15 protein-coding genes are annotated in these 20032 nt (G+C 41.3%); 13 read left to right on the forward strand and 2 right to left on the reverse strand.

Annotation, left to right across the window (positions count from 1 at the left end; all coding sequences use genetic code 11):
- Positions 1–11: 11 nt before the first annotated feature.
- Together AKK44_RS03690 and AKK44_RS03695 are read right to left on the reverse strand one after the other, a co-directional pair.
- Positions 12–1664 carry an Rqc2 family fibronectin-binding protein gene (locus tag AKK44_RS03690; protein WP_054278563.1) on the reverse strand — a complete coding sequence of 551 codons (1653 nt, stop codon included), beginning with the start codon at positions 1662–1664 and terminating at the stop codon, positions 12–14.
- Between the two features lie 127 nt (positions 1665–1791).
- A complete protein-coding gene (locus AKK44_RS03695; protein ID WP_054278564.1) occupies positions 1792–2775 on the reverse strand; it encodes a DNA/RNA non-specific endonuclease in 984 nt (327 codons plus the stop codon).
- 218 nt (positions 2776–2993) lie between these two features.
- Here AKK44_RS03695 and AKK44_RS03700 point away from each other — a divergent pair, with 218 nt between their 5' ends.
- The 13 genes from AKK44_RS03700 (at position 2994) to ifs (ending at position 20028) form a co-directional block, all read left to right on the forward strand.
- A complete protein-coding gene (locus AKK44_RS03700) occupies positions 2994–4409 on the forward strand; it encodes a cryptochrome/photolyase family protein (protein WP_054278565.1) in 1416 nt (471 codons plus the stop codon).
- A 320-nt stretch (positions 4410–4729) separates the two neighbouring features.
- A complete protein-coding gene (gene trpX, locus AKK44_RS03705; protein ID WP_054278566.1) occupies positions 4730–5725 on the forward strand; it encodes a tryptophan ABC transporter substrate-binding protein in 996 nt (331 codons plus the stop codon).
- 17 nt (positions 5726–5742) lie between these two features.
- Complete coding sequence (locus tag AKK44_RS03710) at positions 5743–6612, forward strand: ABC transporter permease (RefSeq protein WP_054278567.1); 870 nt, start codon at positions 5743–5745, stop codon at positions 6610–6612.
- Positions 6609–7367, forward strand: coding sequence for an ABC transporter ATP-binding protein (locus AKK44_RS03715; RefSeq protein ID WP_054278568.1), 759 nt, complete (start codon positions 6609–6611; stop codon positions 7365–7367). The genes AKK44_RS03710 and AKK44_RS03715 overlap by 4 nt, the downstream gene beginning before the upstream one ends.
- Positions 7368–7567: 200 nt before the next feature.
- Positions 7568–9229 carry a ribonuclease J gene (locus AKK44_RS03720; RefSeq protein ID WP_054278569.1) on the forward strand — a complete coding sequence of 554 codons (1662 nt, stop codon included), beginning with the start codon at positions 7568–7570 and terminating at the stop codon, positions 9227–9229.
- Between the two features lie 82 nt (positions 9230–9311).
- Entirely contained in the window at positions 9312–10097 is a 786-nt protein-coding gene (locus AKK44_RS03725; protein WP_054278570.1) for an alpha/beta hydrolase, read from the forward strand.
- A gap of 325 nt (positions 10098–10422) precedes the next feature.
- Complete coding sequence (locus AKK44_RS03735; RefSeq protein WP_054278572.1) at positions 10423–12333, forward strand: ABC-F family ATP-binding cassette domain-containing protein; 1911 nt, start codon at positions 10423–10425, stop codon at positions 12331–12333.
- A gap of 211 nt (positions 12334–12544) precedes the next feature.
- The gene (locus tag AKK44_RS03740; RefSeq protein ID WP_037596199.1) at positions 12545–13513 is read left to right on the forward strand and encodes a thiamine pyrophosphate-dependent dehydrogenase E1 component subunit alpha; all 969 of its coding nucleotides are present in this window, start codon (positions 12545–12547) and stop codon (positions 13511–13513) included.
- A 98-nt stretch (positions 13514–13611) separates the two neighbouring features.
- Complete coding sequence (locus AKK44_RS03745) at positions 13612–14610, forward strand: alpha-ketoacid dehydrogenase subunit beta (RefSeq protein ID WP_037596200.1); 999 nt, start codon at positions 13612–13614, stop codon at positions 14608–14610.
- Positions 14611–14745: 135 nt separating this feature from the next.
- Positions 14746–16152, forward strand: a complete 1407-nt coding sequence (locus AKK44_RS03750) for a dihydrolipoamide acetyltransferase (protein ID WP_054278573.1) — start codon at positions 14746–14748, stop codon at positions 16150–16152.
- Between the two features lie 69 nt (positions 16153–16221).
- Positions 16222–17982, forward strand: a complete 1761-nt coding sequence (lpdA, locus tag AKK44_RS03755) for a dihydrolipoyl dehydrogenase (RefSeq protein ID WP_054278574.1) — start codon at positions 16222–16224, stop codon at positions 17980–17982.
- A gap of 195 nt (positions 17983–18177) precedes the next feature.
- Complete coding sequence (locus AKK44_RS03760; RefSeq protein ID WP_054278575.1) at positions 18178–19536, forward strand: NADase-type glycan-binding domain-containing protein; 1359 nt, start codon at positions 18178–18180, stop codon at positions 19534–19536.
- Between the two features lie 6 nt (positions 19537–19542).
- Positions 19543–20028 (forward strand): NAD glycohydrolase toxin immunity factor, encoded by a 486-nt coding sequence (ifs, locus tag AKK44_RS03765; RefSeq protein ID WP_054278576.1) that lies wholly within the window; start codon positions 19543–19545, stop codon positions 20026–20028.
- The last annotated feature ends 4 nt before the right edge of the window (positions 20029–20032 follow it).

Raw genomic sequence — 20032 nt, forward strand, 5'->3', positions numbered from 1 at the left:
TTTTTTATGTGTTAAAGTTGCCTCATGGCTTTGATTTTTTCCTCAGTAGGAGTGACGCGAAGCGTTTTTTGTCCCGTGTAGGTAACAAAACCAGGTTTGGCACCACTTGGTTTGTGTAATTTTTTGGCTTCAATCATGTCGACTTGAACCAAATTGGAGAGCTTAGCCTTTGAAAAATAAGCAGCTAGTTCAGCAGCATCTGTTTTGACCTCATCGCTAGGGTTAAGGTTATCTTTGATGATGACATGGCTACCAGGGATGTCTTTGGCATGAAACCAAAGTTCTCCTCTTTTAGCCATTTTAAAGGTAAGTTCATCATTTTGCAGGTTATTGCGCCCAACCATAATAATGGTTTTACCGTCTGAAGCAAGGTATTGCTCAGGTTTTTTGCGCTTATGACGTTTATCACGGGTACGCCCTTTAATAAATCCTGATTGGATCAATTCTTCACGGATGTCTTCAATCTCGTCAATGCTAGCGCGTGATAGGTTGTATTCTACGCTTTCAAAATAAGCAATGGCTTGCTTGGTATCTTCCATTAACTTGCTTAAATGCTTAACAGCTTCTTTTAATTTGTGGTATTTTTTGAAATAGCGTTGAGCATTTTGGTTTGGGGTTAATGCCTTATCTAAGGCGATGGTAATGATCTCACCGGTATAGTAATTATCAAGCTCAACAGCTTCCTTATTGTTTGGAACACGATTGAGATAAGTTGTCAACAATTCTCCTTTTTGGCGAAAGTCTTCTGCCTTATCGGTTGCTTCGAGTTCGGCTTCTTGCTTGGCTAATTTATTTCTGTTTTTATCTAATTCATTTTGAATGCGATGAATCAAATCACTAGCCTGCTGGTTGATACGGTCTCTTTCAGCCTTGTCTTGGTAAAAGTGGTCTAGCAACTGTGACAGGTTTTCAAAGTCTTTCTGACTATCAGTAAAAATCGTTGGAGCAAAGGATTTTTGGGTTAAGTTTGGAGCGGTTGGTGCGGCAAAGAAGTTTCTAAACCGTTTTAATTTATCCGTTGTCAACAGCTGTACTAATTCTTGTGCGGTATCTCTGCCCAAACCTTGAAACTGGTTTTGTAAATTTTTGACAGATAATTCTTGGGTCTGTAAAATCTCAAATAATTGGATATCTGATATCGTAAAAGGATTAACGGCATCGGTCTTAGGAGGTTCGATATAGTTAGAACCAGGAAGAATGGTGCGGTAGGAGTTTTGAGAAAAGCCCACATGCTTAATAGATTCGATGATTTTATTTTCATGGCGATCCACAAGGATAATGTTGCTGTGCTTGCCCATGATTTCAATAATCAACGTCGTCTTGATGGCATCGCCGATTTCATTTTTATTAGACACGGTCATTTCGATAATGCGATCGTTGTCTACCTGCTCAAAAGCCTCTATAATAGCGCCTTGCAGGTATTTTCGCATAATCATAGTGAAGGTATTTGGGGTTTGGGGATTTTGAAACTCCGCTTGGGTGAGTTGGAGGCGTCCAAAAACAGGGTGTGCGGAAATAAGCAATTTGTAATTTTGTCTGTTATTGCGAATTGTGAGAACCAATTCACGCTCAAAGGGTTGATTTACTTTTTGAATCCGTCCATTAAGAAGCGCTGTTTGAAGTTCCTGAGTTAAGTGATGTAAGAAAAAGCCGTCAAAAGACATGGTTTCTCCTTTCTGATTTCTAATTCTTTCATTATACCATAATTGGGAGGTGAAACCTACGAACACGGTAGACAAAACGGGTCATAAAAAAGCTCTCCTTTTTAAGAAGAGCTAGTAGTGGTTCTTGTTAGTCTTGAGATTCTCTTTTAGAATGGTGTTTTCCTGAAGCGATAGCTTCATCTTCACTGATAGTGACCACGTTTGCAAAAGTGGTGCTGGCTGGCATGTTGATTTTATGGTACCAATAAACCTTTGAGCGACCGTTTCGTGTGACATGAACCTCTCGGCTAGTGTCAATTTGAGGTGCTGTATCAGTATCAACAGCTGGGTCAGTGGCTGGCGCAGCAACTGGAGGGGTCTCTTGTTTGAGTAATTCCTCAAGTAAGAGTCCTGTTTTGTAGTCGATCACAGCTAATGGCGATTGATTGTTTAAGGTGACTGTAGTGACACCGTAGTTATCAGTGACTTCCAGACCGCCTCCTAAGCGAATGTCTAGGAGTTGCCCGTTATGATCAATACCAACGTATTGAAGGTCAACGCTGGTTGGAACGAGGTTATCTGAGTCATAGTTGGCGGTTACTTTGTAATCTAGGATAAAGTTTGGGTGAAGTGCTAGCCATGAGTCTAGTCGGTTTTCATAATACAACATTCCTTCAGGATTGCTGTCGCTAAAACCAGTGTTCAGGTAGGCTGTCATGGTAGCTAAGTTTTTAGCCTCATTATTTAAGCCACTGAATTGATACCCAATGAGATGTCCACGATTCATCAACCAGCTTTTCGTGCCTCTGGCATTTGTGACATGGTAATTGTGCCAGCCGGCTGGTGAATGGTGCAATAATTTGCGCTTAATGGTAGGCTCTTGTGCATCTTTAAGTTGGATATGAGCGAAGGTTGCTCGTTCTAGGGCATCTAGTTCACCAAGCACTAGCTGACGTTGATCAGTTAGTGGCAAAATCTTTGGCGATTGCTCGCTTTCGTGTTGCGTGATGGTGTGAGTAGTGGACTCGTATGTGCGTGTCTTAGAGGCATCTACCAGAGATGTCAGGCTAAGGAGTGACCATACTAGTGTTAAAAACAAAACTGTTTTTTTCTTTTGAATCGTTAATGTCATTGATTAACTTTCTAAACAGCTTTTTTAGTGAATCAGTCCTTACACCTCACCCTCAGTTTAACATGTTTAGAGATAAAAAGACAGAATCGCGATTGGCGTGTTCAGATCAATCAAGCGTTTTGCCCGTCTCTGATAGCTTTTTTTGTTACAATAGTAACAAGTAAATTAGCAAGGGCATTGCTCTTTAGAGTTAGTGTTCTTTAAGCGGAGGAAAACAGATGGTATCAGTAATGTGGTTTAGGCGTGATTTACGTGTGATAGACCAAAAAGCATTGGCGCGCGTCATTGCTAGTCAGACCCCAACCTTGTGCGTCTTTCATTTTAATCCAGAGCAATTAGTTCAAAAACAGACCCCAAATCAATCAGCATTTATTCAAAGCGTGCTCACATTTAAAGAAGAATTGAGCCATCAGGGTATTGAGCTCCATCTCATGCACGGCAGTCTAGAGGACTGTTTTGGTGCATTAGCAAAGCAATTGCCTGATTGGACGGATATTTATTTCAACTATGATGAGTCAGGTTTTGGCAGGCAACGGGACCAAAGGGCGGCTCGCTTTTTTAAGGAACATCACATTACTGTCCATGCTTTCCAAGACCATTATTTGCATGGCAGCCAGGAAATCACCAACCAAGCAGGAAAGCCCTACAAAGTGTTTACTCCTTATTTTAAAGCCTGGCAACAGTTGTCAAAAGAAACACCTATCCCTATCCAACTCTCCCAAGGCAGTTGGATAGAGCTTGAGACGCCAATGGAGGTCTTAGACCAACTGTCTATCTATTATGAAAAGAATCAATCGTTAACATTGACTGCAAAAGCAGCTCAAAAGCGCTTAGATGCCTTTATTGCAGACGGTCTATCGGATTATCATGAGCGACGTGATTTGCCATCAGAAGATGGCACAAGTGGCTTGTCGCTTTATTTACGTTCAGGAATTATCAATATCAGAACGGTTTACCAAGCTGTTGCAGAAGCACCTGTCAGCCAAGGTCAGGCTACTTTTATCAAAGAATTGGCTTGGCGTGATTTTTACAATATGATTTATGTTCAACACCCTAATCAAAAAACACAAGCCATTCAAGAAGCCTTTTCACAGATTGAATGGGACAATCAGAGCAGTCATTTTGAGGCTTGGAAAAAAGGAGAGACGGGGTATCCCATCGTTGATGCCGCCATGAAACAATTGCAAGAAACAGGCTGGATGCATAACCGTCTGCGCATGATTGTGGCTTCATTTCTAACCAAAGATTTGTTAATTGATTGGCGCCTTGGTGAGACGTATTTCCAAGAAATGTTGATTGACTACGACGCAGCCAGTAACATTGGTGGTTGGCAGTGGGCAGCTTCGACTGGAACAGATGCGGTGCCTTACTTTAGGATTTTCAATCCCAGTACCCAAAGCAAGCGCTTTGACCCAGAAGGTCTGTTTATCAAGACCTATCTGCCTCAACTCAGTCATGTGCCAACAACCTTTATCCATGAGCCCTGGAAAATGCCTAAAGCCATTCAAGAAAGTAGCGCTTGCCTTATTGGACGAGATTATCCAAGTCCCATCGTAGACCATGCTAGCCAACGCTTGCGGGCGATAGCAACATATGAGTGGGCTAAGGAGCAATCGCAACAAAGCGGTAACTGACCCAAAAACTAGTCAGTTAGTAGTGAATCTCACACCGACTCTTGCTTTTCAATAGCGAACTTGCTATAATAGCATCATTATAGGATATCACAGATGAGAAAGGAAGTTCGTAATGACACCAACACAACTAAGAGAGTGGCAAAATTGGCATAGATAAGTTGTGTTTATGGATTGGCATAGATACGACTTTTAGAGTACTTCTAAAAACGATCTATGCGCTGACAACGGATTTCAAAAGCGCCTAGTATTGTCATACTAAGCGCTTTTTTGTTTACCATATTCTAAACAGACAAGCAGTGTCCAGATGTGAAAGGAAAATAATGAAAAATAAAAGTTTAATAGCAACATTATTGGTATTAACGGTACTGGTGGTCGCATCGCTCTTTACCAAACCTGACAAGGAGCCACAAGCGCTAGGCGGACAAAAAGAGATTAAAATTGGAATTTTGCAACTGGTCACTCACCAAGCTTTGGACCAAATTGAGCAAGGCATCGAAGATGAGCTTAACCGACATAGCACTAGTGAGCAAAAACTATCAATCAGCTTGATGAATGCCGAAGGCGATCAGAGCAAAATTCAGACCATGAGCAAACAGTTGATTCGCTCTGGGAGCGATATCGTGGTTGGTATTGCAACACCAGCAGCGCAAGGCTTGGCAGCAGCAACAACAAGTATCCCTGTTGTGATGTCTGCGATTTCTGATCCAGTAGGTGCCAAATTGGTCACCAATCTGAAAACTCCTGAGGGAAATGTGACTGGTTTATCAAATAAAGTGCCCGTCAAACAAAGCGTCGATTTGATCACTGAAATGACTCCTAAGGTCAAAACTATCGGAGTCTTATATGCCAGCAGTGAGGATAATTCCATTTCCCAAGTCAAAGCTTTTAAAAAGCATGCTGAAGAAAAGGGATTTCAGGTACTTAATTATGCTGTGCCGTCTACCAATGAAGTGCCAACCACCATGTCAGTCATGTTAGGTAAGGTTGATGCAGTGTTTATCCCACAGGATAACACAATCGCTAGCGCTTTTTCATCAGTGATTTCGGCGTCAGATGCAGCAGGGATTCCTGTTTACTCAAGTGTTGACACCATGGTTGAGCAAGGCAGCCTTGCCTCTATCTCTCAAAGCCAGTACCAGTTGGGTGTGGAGACTGCCAAACAAGTGTTAGCCTTGATTGGTGGCAAGTCTGTTTCTGAAGTGCCTGTCAAAATCATTGACAAGGGCAAACCTTTTATCAATGTTCAAGTGGCAAACAATTTGGGACTGAACCTCTCAGAAGCGCTCTTACAACGTTCAAACACAACAACTAAATAATAGAGAGGACGGATACTATGATTATATCATCAGTCTCACAAGGACTTTTATGGGGAATTCTCGGCTTAGGCATTTATTTGACCTTTAGGATATTAAACTTTCCAGATATGACCACAGAAGGCTCATTTCCCCTTGGAGGTGCGGTAGCGGTCACCGTCATGAATGCTGGGTTAAACCCTGTTTTAGCTACCTTAATCGGGATGTTGTCAGGGGCTCTAGCGGGTTTGTTGACAGGGCTATTGTATACCAAAGGGAAAATCCCCACCCTTTTAGCAGGTATTTTAGTGATGACCTCTTCCAATTCCATTATGCTTATGGTAATGGGCAGAGCCAATCTAGGCCTACACAATATTAATCGTCTTCAAGATTACTTGCCTTTTTCAGGAGATGTGAATCTTTTATTAACGGGCTTAATGGCTGTTGTGGTAGTGATTTTTGCACTGATTTATTTCCTATATACTGATATCGGTCAAGCCTACATTGCAACAGGAGATAATCGGGACATGGCCAAAAGTTTTGGCATTAACACAGACCGTATGGAGGTTATGGGCTTGGTGGTTTCAAATGCCTTGATTGCCTTATCGGGAGCCTTGGTTAGCCAGCAAGATGGCTATGCGGATGTTTCCAAGGGGATTGGTGTGATTGTAATCGGCTTAGCCAGTATCATCGTGGGTGAGGTCTTGTTTTCAACAGGGTTAACCTTATTTGAGCGTTTGATTGCGATTGTGGTAGGATCGATCTTGTATCAATTCTTGATTGCTGGAGTGATTGCCCTTGGCTTTGACACGAACTATCTCAAGCTCTTTAGTGCTATGGTATTAGCTATTTGTTTGATGGTTCCCGTCTTGAAACAGAAATTTCTAAAGGGGGTGACTTTATCACGATGACTAAAATTATAGAATTAAAACATGCTACGGTAACAGTTAACAATGGCATGAACACTGTTAAAACCATCTTAGATGACGTGTCACTAGACATCTATGAACATGATTTTCTAACGATTTTAGGTGGTAATGGTGCAGGAAAATCAACTCTTTTCAACGTTATTGCTGGAACCATACCACTAACCAGCGGGAAGCTCACGATTTTGGGGCATGATGTGACCATGTTATCTGCCGAAAAAAGAGCTGTTTACCTGTCTCGTGTGTTTCAAGATCCTAAAATGGGCACCGCTCCACGCATGACGGTAGCTGAGAATCTTTTGATTGCCCAGCAAAGAGGTCAAAAAAGAGGGTTTACCTCTCGCCGTTTGATGAGTCACAAGTCACATTTTGCCAAGCTTCTTGAACTAACAGGCAACGGACTCGAACACCATATCGATACCCCGACAGGGCTTTTGTCTGGAGGGCAAAGACAGGCACTTAGTTTGTTAATGGCAACCTTAAAACGTCCTGAGCTTCTGTTGCTAGATGAGCATACGGCTGCTTTGGATCCAAAAACTAGTTCTTCGCTGATGGCTTTGACAGATGACTTTGTGACCAAAGATCGCTTAACAGCCTTGATGATCACGCATCACATGGAGGATGCCCTTCGTTATGGAAATCGGTTGTTAGTGATGAAAAATGGGAAAATCATCAAAGACCTCAACAAATCCGATAAAGCTAAATTGACCATCACAGATTATTATCAATTATTTGACTAATTAAAACAAAAGCGCGGATTCCTTATAGAATCGGTGTTTTTGTTTGCTTGTCGAGTTCCTAAACGACAAAAGCTAGGGACATTTTGGAGAAATACCAGGCAAAATATGGTATACTATAATGGAGTGTAGCAAAGCTACAGTGCAGTAATTCGACTTACTTAGTAAGGACCGTTTGTAATAAAAAAACTAAGAGGAGTATCATGAGTGATATAAAAATTATCGCCCTAGGAGGCGTTCGTGAATATGGTAAAAATTTCTATCTGATAGAAATCAATGAGTCTATTTTTATTTTAGACGCTGGGCTAAAATACCCAGAAAATGAACAATTAGGAGTTGACTTTGTCATTCCTAATTTAGATTATGTGATTGAAAACAAGGATAAGGTTCAGGGGATTTTTGTCAGCCATGGGCATGCGGATTCTATTGGTGCCCTGCCTCAGCTCTTGGCAGAAGTGCCGGCTCCGGTATTTGGATCAGAGCTGACGATTGAACTGGCAAAATTGTTTGTGAAGACGAACAATAATACAAAAAACTTTGATAATTTCCATGTGGTTGACAGCGATACCGAAATTGAGTTTAAAGATGGCTTAGTGTCCTTCTTTAAAACCACGCATTCTATTCCTGAGAGCTTGGGCGTTGTTATTGGAACTGACCAAGGAAACATTGTCTACACAGGAGACTTTAAATTTGATCAGACTGCGCGTGAATTTTATCAGACTGACTTGTTGCGCTTGGCTGAGATTGGAAAAGAAGGTGTCCTAGCCTTGCTAGCAGACTCAGCAAATGCGACAAGTAATGATCAAATTGCGAGCGAATCTGAAGTCGGCGAAGAGATGGATAGCGTTATCTCAGACGCTGAAGGACGCATTATCGTTGCGGCCGTTGCTTCTAATTTGGTTCGTATCCAACAAGTGTTTGACTCTGCAGCAGCTAATGGGCGTCGTGTGGTATTGACTGGCACTGATGTCGAAAACATTGTCAGAACAGCTCTGCGTTTGAAAAAACTGACCATATCAGATGAGAACTTGTTGATAAAACCTAAAGACATGGCTAAGTTTGAAGACCATGAGTTGATTATTTTGGAAGCCGGCCGCATGGGTGAGCCAATCAACAGCCTACAAAAAATGGCCGCAGGACGTCATCGTTATGTTCAAATTAAAAAAGGTGACTTGGTTTATATCGTAACAACACCAAGTACAGCCAAAGAGGCCATGGTGGCTCGAGTTGAAAACCTGATTTACAAAGCAGGTGGCACCGTGAATGTCATTACTCAAAATTTAAAAGTCTCTGGGCATGCTAATGGGCGCGATTTGCAGTTGCTAATCAATCTTATGAAACCTAAAAATCTTTTCCCAGTTCAAGGGGAGTACCGAGACCTTGCAGCTCATGCTAAGTTAGCACAAGAAATTGGAATTGAAGCAGATCATATCTACCTCATGAAACGTGGAGATGTTATGGTACTCAATGAAAATGGTTTTCTGCATGAAGGTGGCGTGCCAGCAAGTGATATCATGATTGATGGTAATGCCATTGGCGATGTTGGAAATATCGTTTTGCGAGACCGTAAGGTACTATCTGAAGACGGCATTTTCATTGTCGTGATTACCGTTTCTAAAAAAGAAAAAAGAGTCATCTCAAAAGCTAAAGTAAATACCCGTGGCTTTGTCTATGTGAAAAAAAGCAGAGATATCCTACGAGATAGCGCAGAAATTGTCAATACCACAGTTGAGAATTACCTCCAAAAAGATAATTTTGACTGGGGCGAATTAAAAGGCTCAGTCAGAGACGAATTGTCAAAATTCCTATTTGATCAAACCAAACGTCGTCCAGCAATTCTTCCAGTTGTTATGGAAGTTCGTTAAACCAAAACAGTTAGGAGGCTTGGGAACAAGCCTCTTTTTGGCATTATGCCCTAATTTAAGTCCAATGTGAAAAGGAGTACCTATGGCAACAATTACGATTGAATACCATTCACAAGTCTTGTCTATGGAACGACAAGTCAATGTGATTTACCCAGATCAGTCCGAATTAAACACAGAAGATCAAGGAGACCAAGATATCCCTGTCTTGTACTTGCTACATGGCATGGGTGGTAATGAAAATTCCTGGCAAAAACGGACCAACATTGAAAGACTACTTCGTCATACCAATCTTATCGTAGTCATGCCGTCGACTGATTTAGGCTGGTATACCAATACCACTTACGGGCTAGATTATTACACGGCGCTAGCAGAAGAACTTCCACAGGTTTTAGCCTCTTTCTTCCCTAATATGACAACCAAGCGTGACAAAACCTTTGTGGCTGGCTTGTCTATGGGGGGCTACGGCGCCTTCAAATGGGCTTTAAAGAGTAATCGTTTTTCTCGTGCAGCTTCTTTTTCAGGGGCCTTAAAGCTATCGCCAGATGCTACTTTGTTTGAAGATCCCAATCAATTAGCCTACTGGCAGGGGATTTTTGGAGATTTGCAGTCAAAAAACCTGTCTCAACACTACCTCACCAGCATGGTACCTGAATGCGATGGAAAGACTCGGTTTTATGCGTGGTGCGGTTATGAGGACTTTTTATTTGAGGCTAACGAGACAGCTGTTGCCGAATTGCGAGCCCTGGGCTTAGAGATTGATTACGAGAAGGACCACGGAAAACACGAATGGTATTACTGGAATCAACAGCTTGATAGATTACTAGACTGGCTACCGATTAATTACCACAAAGAAGAAAGATTGTCATAAAAATTAGACCCTTTCAAAGGAGAGACAAGATGAAAATAGTACTTAACCTTATATTATGGTTACCCAGACTGTTAATAAGGATTGTTTGGCGCTCCATTTGGGGAGTTGTGCAGACGATTCTGGTTCTTGCGATTGTGTTGTTTGGTTTAATTTATTATGCCAACCACAGTGACTCGCCACTGGCGAATCAGATTTCTAACGTTACCAATGCCCTTGTTAATAGGTTGCCGTCTTAGCCTCCTAGAGCTTTGGGCTAAAGCGATTTTTGGTCAGAAGATGCATTTAAAGAGTACCCGAAAAGGGTATTTTTTGCTACAATGGAAACATGATTATATTACAAGGAAATAAAATCGAACGCTCTTTTTCAGGAGATGTTCTTTTTCAAAACATATCGATACAAGTTGATGAACGAGACCGTATTGCTTTAGTCGGTCCAAATGGTGCAGGCAAATCCACGTTATTAAAAATTTTAGTGGGTGAAGAAACCCCAACTAACGGTGAGATTAATAAGAAAAAGGAGTTAACCTTATCTTACCTGGCGCAGGATAGCCGATTTGAGTCTGACAAAACCATCTACCAAGAAATGCTCAAAGTATTCGATGATTTGCGAGCTGATGAGCAGCGTTTGCGTCAAATGGAAATGGACATGGCAAATCTCTCAGGGTCAGATTTGGAACAATTAATGGCAGAGTATGACAAATTGTCAGAGCGCTTCCGATTGCAAAATGGTTTTACCTATGAATCAGATATCAAAGCGATTTTAAACGGCTTTAAATTTGATGAAAGCATGTGGGATATGGCTATCTCAGAGCTATCTGGGGGTCAAAACACTCATTTAGCCCTAGCAAAAATGCTGTTGGAACGTCCCGAATTATTGGTGTTAGACGAGCCGACTAACCATTTAGACATAGATACCATCGCTTGGTTGGAAAATTACTTGGCCAATTATCAGGGAGCCTTGATTATCGTCAGCCATGACCGCTATTTTTTGGACAAGGTAGCAACCGTCACCCTTGATTTAACGACTAATGGTTTAGACCGTTATGTGGGGAATTATTCTCGTTTTATTGACCTCAAAGCTGAAAAATTAGCATCAGAGGAAAAGCAATTTGAAAAGCAACAAAAAGAAATTGCAAAGCTGGAAGATTTTGTTCAAAAAAATATCGTGCGTGCTTCGACCACCAAGCGTGCTCAAGCTAGGCGCAAACAGCTTGAAAAAATCCAAAGGCTGGATAAACCAACTGCTCATAAAAAATCAGCCAACATGACATTTCATGCTGGAAAGCCATCAGGCAATGTGGTGATGAAACTAGATGACCTGGCTATTGGATACGGTACCAACGTCCTGTCACAAGACATCAGTTTAGAGATTAACAAGCTTGATGCCATTGCAGTGGTCGGTCCTAACGGCATTGGTAAAACCACACTCATGAAATCCATTATCGGACAACTTCCAGTTCTTAGTGGCAGCATTAAGCATGGCGCTAATGTTGAGCTGGGTTATTATGACCAGACACAGTCTGCTCTCACGCCAACCAACACCGTCTTAGAAGAAATTTGGAATGACTTTTCAACAACAGCTGAACTAGAAATTAGAAATCGCTTGGGCGCCTTTTTGTTCTCAGGAGACGATGTCAAAAAAGCTGTCTCGATGTTATCAGGTGGGGAAAAAGCCCGCTTGTTGCTCGCAAAGCTATCGTTAGAAAATAATAATTTTCTGATTTTGGACGAGCCGACCAACCATCTGGACATTGATAGCAAAGAAGTGCTAGAAAATGCTTTGATTGATTTTGACGGGACCCTTTTATTTGTCAGTCATGACCGCTACTTCATTAATCGAGTGGCTACCAAGGTCGTTGAGATTACTGAAAAAGGGGCAACCCTTTATTTGGGTGATTACGATTATTACATCGCTAAAAAAGCAGAGCTCGAAGAACTTGCGCGGATAGAAGCAGCAGAATCTCAGCAGGAGACGGAGTTTGCTAAGGATACCAACGACTACCAGCAGCAAAAAGCCAATCAAAAAGAATTGCGTCGCTTAACCAGACGCTTTGAAGAAATTGAAGTAAGACTAGAAGATATCACGGAACTGATAGCCGATATTCAGGAGCAAATGGTGACGTCCAATGATACAGAAAAATTGATTAACTGGCAACATCAATTAGAAGAGCTTGATCAAGAACAAGAAACCTTGCTAACGCAGTGGGAAGAAATTGCAGAGCAATTGGAACAGTAACCCTATAACAGATAAGAGCGAGAGGAATTCCTCTCGCTCTTATCTGTTATATATCATAAATAAAAATAATAGTACAGTTAAAGTTAGTGATTTCACAAACTTTAACTTTTTAAGAAAAGCGCTAGATTAGGAAAGAAAGCGATTTAAATTCTTGCAAATTGTGAAAAAAAGTTTTATCATTAGGGTGTAATATGATAATATGGAGGCAAAAATGGTAACAGTTTCTAGAGAACAACATTTAGATATGTTCCTTAAAATGGAGCGTATTCGTGAATTTGATTCACGTATTAACAAACTTGTCCGTCGTGGATTTGTACAAGGGATGACCCACTTCTCAGTTGGTGAAGAAGCAGCTAACGTTGGTGCAGTTGCTCATCTGACTTATGATGACATTATCTTTTCAAATCACCGCGGTCACGGTCAATCCATCGCCAAAGACATGGATTTAAACAAAATGATGGCTGAATTAGCTGGAAAAGCAACTGGTGTCTCAAAAGGACGCGGTGGCTCAATGCATTTGGCCGACTTTGAAAAAGGTAACTACGGAACTAACGGAATCGTTGGTGGTGGTTATGCCTTAGCGGTAGGAGCTGCGTTGACTCAACAATACAAGGGAACCAACAACATCGTTGTGGCTTTCTCAGGTGATGGGGCAACAAATGAAGGCTCTTTCCATGAGTCTGTCAATATGGCAGCGACCTGGAAATTACCAGTTATTTTCTTTATCATCAATAACCGTTACGGTATCTCAATGAGCATTAAAAATGCAACGAATACCCCACACTTATACACACGTGCAGAAGCGTACGGTATTCCAGGATACTACTGTGAAGATGGGAATGACTTGATGGCTGTTTATGAAACAATGGACAAGGCTGTTAAGCATGTGCGTGGTGGCAACGGCCCAGCAATTGTTGAGGTTGAGTCATACCGTTGGTTTGGTCACTCGACAGCTGATGCTGGTAAATACCGCACAAAAGAAGAAGTCAATTCATGGAAAGAAAAAGATCCAATGATCAAATACCGTGACTACTTGACTGCCGAAGGCATTGCAACGCATGAAGAGCTTGATAGCATTCAAGAACAAGTCAAAAAAGAAGTTGATGATGCCTATGAATTTGCTCAAAATAGTCCAGATCCAGACTTATCAGTCGCGTTCGAAGACGTTTGGGTAGACTAAGGCTAGGCAATCGTGACACCTCAGAGCTAGAAAGTTTGAAGTTTATAGTAGCTTTTGAGAGAATGACCTTTCTATTTTGTAAAAACTAGGAGAAAATAATGACAGAAACAAAATTAATGGCTTTGCGTGAAGCTATCAATCTTGCCATGACTGAAGAAATGCGCAAGGATGAGAACATTTACCTAATGGGTGAAGACGTTGGAGTATACGGAGGAGACTTCGGGACATCTGTTGGGATGCTTGAAGAATTTGGTCCTAAACGCGTAAAAGACACCCCAATTTCAGAAGCAGCGATTTCAGGAGCAGCTATCGGGTCAGCCATCACAGGGCTTCGTCCAATTGTTGACGTAACCTTTATGGATTTCTTGACCATCATGATGGATGCTATTGTGAATAATGGTGCTAAAAATAACTACATGTTTGGTGGTGGCTTGATTACCCCTGTTACCTTCCGTGCCGCATCTGGTTCAGGAATTGGTTCAGCAGCGCAGCATTCACAATCGCTAGAAGCTTGGCTAACCCATATTCCAGGAATCAAGGTTGTTGCACCAGGAAATGCTAACGATGCGAAAGGGCTTTTGAAATCAGCTATTCGCGACAACAACATTGTTCTCTTTATGGAACCTAAAGCACTTTACGGTAAAAAAGAAGAAGTTAACCAAGATCCAGACTTTTACATTCCTCTTGGAAAAGGTGACATCAAACGTGAAGGAACAGATTTAACGATTGTATCTTACGGTCGTATGCTAGAGCGCGTCTTGCAAGCAGCAGAAGAAGTTGCTGCTGACGGCATTAGCGTTGAGGTTGTCGACCCAAGAACATTGATTCCTCTTGACAAAGAAATGATTATTGATTCGGTTAAGAAAACTGGTAAGCTCATGCTTGTTAACGATGCTTACAAGACAGGTGGCTTTATTGGTGAAATCGCAACAATGATCACTGAAAGCGAAGCCTTTGACTATCTAGATCATCCAATCGTGCGTCTCGCTAGCGAAGATGTCCCTGTTCCTTATGCGCGTGTCCTTGAACAAGGAATCTTACCAGACGTCGAAAAAATCAAAGCGGCTATTGTTAAGATGGCAAGAAAAGGGAACTAACACCAACAAGATGAGCGAAGCTCCAGACAGGAGCTTCATTCATTACCTTGAGTGTCCCTTGAGCAGTTTTTTAACGACGCCAGCTGAAGCAAATCTTTGTCTAAGTATGGTGTGAAATGAAACGAAAGGAAGATTATGGCTGTCGAAATTATTATGCCAAAGCTCGGTGTTGATATGCAAGAAGGCGAAATTATCGAGTGGAAAAAACAAGAAGGTGACACCGTCAATGAAGGTGATATTCTTCTTGAAATCATGTCGGATAAAACCAATATGGAACTAGAAGCAGAAGATTCAGGAATACTATTAAAAATTGTGCGCCAAGCTGGTGACACAGTTCCTGTCACAGAAGTGATTGGGTATCTTGGAGCTGAAGGAGAGTCTGTTGACACCCTTGCTTCAAGTGAAAAAACAACAGAGATTCCAGTTCCTTCGTCTGCCGATGCAGGCCCAGCAGTTGCGCCAAAAGAAGACGTTGAAACCACAGACCCTAAAGTTGCTGAAACTGCTATTCCTCAAGGAACAGGAGGCAAGGTTCGTGCGACTCCTGCCGCTCGTAAGTTAGCCGCAGAAATGGGGATTGATTTGGGACAAGTCCCAGGTACAGGTCCTAAAGGTCGTGTGCACCGTGATGATGTTGAAAACTTCAAGGGTGTTCAGCCGAAGGCTTCGCCATTAGCTCGTAAAATAGCAGCTGATAAAGGAATTGATTTAGCAAGCATTACAGGCACAGGATACAAGGGCAAAGTCATGAAAGAAGACATCCTTGCTAGCCTTGGTGCCCAAGAACCTGCAGCGCAAGCAAGCCCAGTGCAAGAAGCACCAGAAAAAGCATTGCCAGAAGGTGTTGAAATCATTAAAATGTCTGCGATGCGTAAGGCGATCTCTAAAGGCATGACGCATTCATACCTAACAGCGCCAACCTTTACCTTGAATTACGATATTGACATGACTGAAATGATTGCCCTACGCAAGAAGTTAATCGACCCAATCATGGCAAAAACCGGATTGAAAGTCAGTTTTACTGATTTGATTGGTATGGCTGTTGTCAAAACATTGATGAAACCAGAGCACCGTTACATGAATGCTTCGCTTATCAATGACGCTAACGACATTGAGTTGCACCATTTTGTTAACCTAGGAATTGCTGTTGGTCTAGACGATGGCTTGATTGTACCAGTGGTTCATGGAGCAGACGAAATGAGCCTCTCAGACTTTGTACTAGCCTCAAAAGACGTTATTAAAAAAGCACAAGCAGGTAAATTGAAGTCAGCAGAAATGTCAGGGTCAACTTTCTCAATTACCAACCTTGGAATGTTTGGCACTAAAACCTTTAACCCAATTATCAACCAGCCTAACTCAGCTATCCTAGGTGTTGGTGCAACGATTCAAACCCCAACGGTTGTTGATGGAGAAATCAAAGTCCGTCCAATTATGTCCTTGTGCTTAACCATTGATCACCGTCTTGTTGATGGCATGAATGGTGCTAAGTTCATGGTTGACCTCAAGAAATTAATGGAAAACCCATTTGAATTATTGATTTGATGACCAGTTGACTAGAGTTAGTCAATGCAAACAGGTTAAAAATGCATGAAGCAATGAAAGGAATCAAAAATGGCTGTCGAAATTATTATGCCTAAACTCGGTGTTGATATGCAAGAAGGCGAAATCATCGAGTGGAAAAAACAAGAAGGTGACACCGTCAATGAAGGTGATATTCTTCTTGAAATCATGTCAGATAAAACCAATATGGAATTAGAAGCAGAAGACTCAGGTGTCTTGATAAAAATCACGCGTCAAGCAGGCGAAACCGTACCTGTCACAGAAGTAATCGGCTATATTGGTGCCGAAGGCGAAGTTGTCCAAGAAGGCTCAAAAGCCGCTTCGGACGTTGATGTTGCTAGAACAACAGAAGACCTAGAAGCTGCCGGACTAGAAGTGCCAAAAGCACCTGCAACAGAAGCAGCAAAAGCTCCTAAAGCGGCATTAGCTGACGACGAGTATGACATGGTCGTTGTTGGTGGAGGCCCAGCGGGCTATTACGCAGCGATTCGCGGTGCTCAACTTGGTGGAAAAATCGCCATTGTTGAAAAATCTGAATTTGGTGGTACTTGCTTGAACGTTGGATGTATTCCTACAAAAACCTACCTCAAAAATGCTGAAATCTTAGATGGCCTTAAGATTGCAGCAGGGCGAGGAATCAATCTAGCATCAACCAATTACACTATTGATATGGATAAAACCGTTGCCTTTAAAAATACTGTTGTCAAAACCTTGACAGGTGGTGTTCAAGGCCTATTGAAAGCTAATAAAGTAACCATCTTTAACGGTCTTGGTCAAGTAAATCCAGACAAAACGGTTACCATCGGCTCACAAACCATTAAAGGACGTAACGTCATTTTGGCGACAGGTTCGAAAGTTTCTCGCATTAATATCCCAGGAATTGAGTCTAAACTTGTCTTGACATCAGACGACATCCTAGATTTGAAAGAAATGCCAAAATCACTAGCTGTTATGGGTGGTGGTGTTGTTGGTATTGAGCTTGGTCTTGTTTGGGCATCTTATGGTGTTGATGTGACCGTGATTGAGATGGCAGACCGTATCATCCCAGCGATGGACAAAGAAGTGTCTCTAGAGCTTCAAAAAATCCTTTCTAAGAAAGGCATGAAAATCAAAACATCAGTTGGTGTTTCTGAAATTGTTGAGGCTAACAATCAATTAACATTGAAGTTGAACAACGGCGAAGAAATTGTTGCCGAAAAAGCTCTGCTTTCAATTGGTCGTGTGCCACAAATGAATGGACTTGAAAACCTTAACCTTGAGATGGAGCGTAACCGCATCAAAGTTAATGACTATCAAGAGACCTCAATTCCAGGCATCTATGCACCAGGTGACGTGAACGGAACTAAAATGCTAGCGCACGCTGCTTACCGCATGGGTGAAGTAGCTGCTGAAAATGCTATGCATGGTAACACACGTAAAGCAAATCTTAAGTACACACCAGCTGCTGTCTACACTCACCCTGAGGTAGCAATGGTAGGGATGACTGAAGACGATGCCCGTGAAAAATATGGCGACATCCTCATTGGTAAAAATAGCTTTACTGGTAATGGCCGTGCCATCGCTTCAAATGAAGCACATGGGTTTGTCAAAGTTATTGCTGATGCTAAATACCATGAGATTCTAGGGGTTCATATCGTTGGTCCAGCAGCAGCTGAAATGATTAACGAAGCAGCAACTATTATGGAATCAGAATTAACAGTTGATGAATTGCTCCTTTCTATCCATGGACACCCAACCTTCTCTGAGGTTATGTACGAGGCGTTTGCCGATGTTCTCGGTGAAGCTATCCATAATCCTCCAAAACGCAAATAAGTAAAAGATGTGATAGTTATCTATCTCAAAAGCACAGGCGAAATTCGCCTGTGCTTTTTTTATTAAAAAATATCAATTTATAACACAAATGAAATTTATTTTACTAAAATAACATTAAGATATACTTAAAATATTCATTGACAAAAGCGCTTTCAACATGTATATTTTAATTATATTTTTAAAAAGGTGGTTTATATGAGAAAAAGTAAATTATTATTATCGAAGTTTATGCTAGTGGCTAGTTTAGCTACCGTCATGACTGGTGGTCTTAGCGAGGGAATAGCAGAAACGCCTGTCTTTGCAACCACTGAAAAAGTAACTCATAAAAAAAGCAATTCATTAAAAAAAGCAAAACGATATGATACGACAAAAGTTGTCAAAGCCAAGGCATCATCGTCGAAAAAAAACAAACATATCATTCATACCATAGATAGTTCCATGGACACTGCCTGGGAAGAAGATGCTCCTGGCAGCGGTATTGGTGAGGTTTTATCCTACAAATTTGACTCTGCCATTCGGATAGGAAAAGTTCTTATCACAAATGGTGACGTTTCATCTAAAGACAATTATTACAAGAAGAACCGCATTGCTAAAGCAGATGTTAAATATTACAATGGCGATGACATGGTTTTATACCAACAAGTAGAGTTGGGTGATACCTATACGAAAAAACCACATCACATTGAGTTAGATAGAAATGTTGACGTTGACAGAGTAGATATTGAAGTCACAGCCATTCATCAAGGTAAAAGCAAAGACACATTAGCTGTCTCTGAGGTGACTTTTGGTAACTTAGAGCGCGATAATTTTGAAAAGACCTTTAACAAACTGAAAGAAAAATGGGTTACCCCGACTCAAGCGGAAGAATTTATCAAATATGCCGATAAATATGCCGACAAAGCCATTGCCATGTCAGCAGTTTCATCACGAACAGAATATTATCGCATGTACGCGAGCAGAAAATATAATTACAAAAAAGATTTTGTAGACAAACTGAAACAAATCTATAGAGAAAGCGGTGCTTCACACATCGTGAGCAAAAAAGATTTGATGGCAGCCTTTGACAATGCTGCGAGAGGCTATACCATTGGTAGGCAGGAAAACGGCTTGTTTGTCACAAGTTTTGCTGAAGACACCGTTCTCCTTTATAATGATAAAGGTAAATTGAAATCTGCATCTAATATCGAAGAAGTCAAAGGCGTAGATAGTGGAAAATATAAAGATGGGGTCTTCCAGTACGAGTATGACGCTGACCTCACCAAAAACCTTGATAAGTTAAACTATATTAGAACTGCAAACGGTGACTCTCCAGGAGCTTCTTCGCTCAATATTCCAGGTTGCCAGACTTGGGCAGGAAAACACATTGAAAACTCAGAAAGTGAATTGATTTTCCCATCAATAGACGTTAAAGGCATTTCTTCAAAAGATGTTCTTAAAGAAATTCAAAGCAAGGGTTATTTTGAAATTGTAGACCCTAAAGTAGTTGCTCCAAATGGCAAGAGAGTGAAAGTAAACGGTCGATTCAAAGTCAGACAGATGCAAGATAGAAAGTAGGCAAGCATGTATCAAACACCAAGTGGTTACGATGAGTATAAACAACTCTTTAATCAAGACTTACAACCTAGTGAATTGGTTCCATATTTCATTGGCGACACAGAGTTTTATAGGATTAACAATAGAGATTCATTCATGTCAGACATATCAGATGCTGAGGTGATTTTAGAATATGGCATTTACCCAGCTTTTTTAAACGGTAAAACTCAGATCAAAGAAAACGTTGAAAAAGCCTTAGTGGAGATGTCTTTAAGTAAACAACCCTTATGTGTTTATCAAGCAGTCCAGTTTCTAAATGCAGAAAACATGCTACGTCAGTATTATGAAACAGTGCCTTTCACCTTAGAACAAAAAGAGATATTAGCAAATATCAAGGCATCTCTACAGACTGACGAGATGAAAAATGACATGACGCACTATAAGGTTGGAGAATTCGCAAACTACCAAGACAGCATGCTTGATATGGTAGAAAGAATTATCCTAACATTTTAAAACA

The organism is Streptococcus phocae, from assembly GCF_001302265.1.
Taxonomy (GTDB): Bacteria; Bacillota; Bacilli; order Lactobacillales; family Streptococcaceae; genus Streptococcus; species Streptococcus phocae.